This is a genomic window from Chloroflexus sp., from assembly GCF_034432675.1.
Lineage (GTDB): Bacteria > Chloroflexota > Chloroflexia > Chloroflexales > Chloroflexaceae > Chloroflexus.
In genome coordinates this window covers 1-2,733 of the sequence record NZ_DAOUBI010000178.1, presented here as the reverse complement: position 1 = coordinate 2,733, position 2,733 = coordinate 1, and the positions used below count along the sequence as shown (strand labels likewise).

The window sequence follows — 2,733 nt, the reverse complement described above, 5'->3', positions numbered from 1 at the left end:
GCCCAGCCGTGCTTACGATCCGGTGCGTGGCATACGGTTGACCCGGCTGGTCACGGCGATGCTGGATGGGATCGTGCCGATCATCGCGTCCGTCAGGCATGCATGCGATCCCTGCGCGTAGACGGGTATGTTGCAAAAGATTCGTACCTGCGCACCAGCGGCCACGGCCAGCCCCTGACGGCAGTGGAGAGGATGCCTCCACGCAGGCTGGAAGCCTGCGCCACGGGGAGCGCTTGCAGCCTGATCTAACGCAGGGTGACATGTGGGTAATGTATAGCCCAGCGAGGGTGGGTGAGGGTGGAGGCGTGTCGCGACGTTTGGCGTACGGCAGTCATGCAGCTCTCCAACCGTAACCGTGATCACGATCCGGCGCGTGTTATGACGTTGACCCTGCTGATCATGGGGATGCTGGGTGGACTTGTCACGATTATGGCGTCTGTCAGTAGTTAATGTGATAACTTCTACCCACGCACGAAAAACCAGATCGTAAGCCCGATACTCAACCAGACCACGGCAGTTCGCACCCAACCGGCATCAATCCGCCGTGCGATTGCCGCACCGCCGTAACCACCAACAATTGCGCCGCCAATCATTACTAGTGCTGGCATCCAGGCAATCAGACCGGTGGCAACGAAGGTCACGACCGCGATCCCATTCACCAGCGCGGCCTGCAGAGTCTTCAGTGCGTTCATCCGATGGATATTGTCGTAGCCAAGCAACGACAGAGCTGCCAGGGTCAATATGCCCAACCCGGCACCAAAGAAGCCGCCGTAAACGGCAATCGCGACATAGGTGATCACAACTAGCAAGTGCTGACTACCGCCATGGGTGCCTGCAACGTAACGGGTCAAGCGCGTGATCTGCGGACTAAACGTAAAGATCAGGGTCGCAAAAAGCAACAGATAGGGGATCAAGGCTGTAAATTGTCGCTCGTCGGTATAGAGCAACAGAATCGCCCCAACCAATCCACCGATCAGACTCAGCCCGCTGAAGAGCCAGATGTCGCGTTGCTGACCGTGCAGTTCCTGCCGGTACGCACCAACACTGGCCAGCGTTCCCGGCCAGAGAGCCAGCGCGTTCGTAGCATTGGCGACAATCGGTGGTACGCCGGCCACCAGCAGAGCCGGGAACGAAAAGAAGCTACCGCCGCCGGCAATGGCATTGAGTGCACCAGCTAGCAGTGCTGCGCCAAAGATCAAACCGAGATCGAACACGTCCATAGTACACAATACCTTTCAATTCATCTGATGATCTGATGTTTAAGAACGATAAAAAATAGTGACGTATCTGCAACGCTGGCGTAGCACAACAACCGACTGCGGTCTGCCTGTGCCTGCCGGTGCTGTCGTCAGCAGGGAGTACATGCCTGTCGGTTGGTGAGTGGTGTTCAGCGCCATACCGCCTTTCCCTGCTTGTTCTACCGTTCAGCTCCCTGCCTGTGCGCTTCCTCTGCGCCGTAGCGATAAATTGTCGCTTCGTGGCGAGCCAGAATCTGGCGGGTCACCGCAATGGCAATTTTAGCATCGCCGGCTTCGATGGCCGCCACCAGATCGGCGTGGGAATGGTCATCGCGGGCCGGTGCCGTGACATCCCACAGCACACCCAGCGCATCGCGCAGGGTAACGGCAAATATCCGATACAGATCACGGAGCATTGCATTCTGCGTGGCACCAGCAATCGCGCAGTGCAATTCAATGTCGGCATTGAGTGCCGCAGTGGTATCACCGTTTGCCAGCGCGGTGGTACGCACTGCCAGCCAGTGCCGGATCATTGCCAGATCATCGGTGCTGCGCCGCTCGGCGGCCAGGGCAACCACTTCCAGTTCGAGCGCCCGCCGAACCTCGTGAACCTCCTGCACTTTAGCTTGGCGCAGACGTGCTGCTAACGGTTCTGTCGTGACCGCTGTGCGCACGTAGGTGCCATCGCCCTGGTGAACTTCCAGCAACCCTTCGTGGGCCAAGGCCCGAATCGCTTCGCGCACCGTCGAACGCCCAACGCCGAGTTGTGCCATCAGTTGTGGCTCCGGTGGTAAGCGGCTGCCTACCGGATACACCTGTGCCTGAACCTGCTGTCGGAGGTGTTCGATTACTTGTTCAACGAGCGGTTGTCTGCTAATTGACATGATTACTCCTGCCTAAAGATCATATCATCTGATGTTTTAGTATACGTGATGATCAGCAGGCTGTCAATTGTGGTGAAGCTTGCACCGGTTGTTCCCATCGTCGTATCTGCGCAGTCATCACCTCAACCTCAAGGTCAATCGTGGTGAGGTTTGCACCGGTTGTTCCCATCCCCAGCAAAAGCGTTCCTGTTGTGCCCTGGCGATGCACTATTATGTTGCTGTTGGCGTGGCAGTAGGGGCACGGCATGCCGTGCCCCTACGACCCCTATCATACCAGCGCTGACGTCCGACGGCACATCGTTCAGGCACAGCATCAGGGTTATCGTTAGCTGGTGGGCCATGATTTCTACCCTGTTAAACTTGACATAATAATCATGACTACTCGTGGATGGATCGGACACCCGCAGATCACCGTGCGACCGGTCGTGTACCGTATTTGATAATCAATAATGATGCCGTGCTATTCAGTGCTCGTCGGGCTGGAGATGCGTATTGGCCGTTCCTTTCTCGTACAATAACCCAAGTTGCCACCTACCCTGTGAGCAGGCCACGAAAGACTACCTGCGATGATGAACAGCACGACGCTGCGCACAACATTGTGCAGCGTACCT

2 protein-coding genes are annotated in these 2,733 nt (G+C 57.0%); both read right to left on the bottom strand.

The genetic code is table 11. From position 1 onward, the window contains the following. Window positions 1-461: 461 nt before the first annotated feature. A complete protein-coding gene (locus tag VAE55_RS13460; protein ID WP_322816286.1) occupies window positions 462-1,220 on the bottom strand; it encodes a sulfite exporter TauE/SafE family protein in 759 nt (252 codons plus the stop codon). Between the two features lie 197 nt (window positions 1,221-1,417). After that, window positions 1,418-2,122 carry a FadR/GntR family transcriptional regulator gene (locus VAE55_RS13455; protein WP_322816285.1) on the bottom strand — a complete coding sequence of 235 codons (705 nt, stop codon included), beginning with the start codon at window positions 2,120-2,122 and terminating at the stop codon, window positions 1,418-1,420. Between the last annotated feature and the right edge of the window lie 611 nt (window positions 2,123-2,733).

What these genes read in the sequence shown, in the direction of transcription:
- VAE55_RS13460 (WP_322816286.1), bottom strand. Translation starts at nt 1,220, where the DNA reads ATGGACGTGTTCGATCTCGGTTTGATCTTTGGCGCAGCACTGCTAGCT.
- VAE55_RS13455 (WP_322816285.1), bottom strand. Translation starts at nt 2,122, where the DNA reads ATGTCAATTAGCAGACAACCGCTCGTTGAACAAGTAATCGAACACCTC.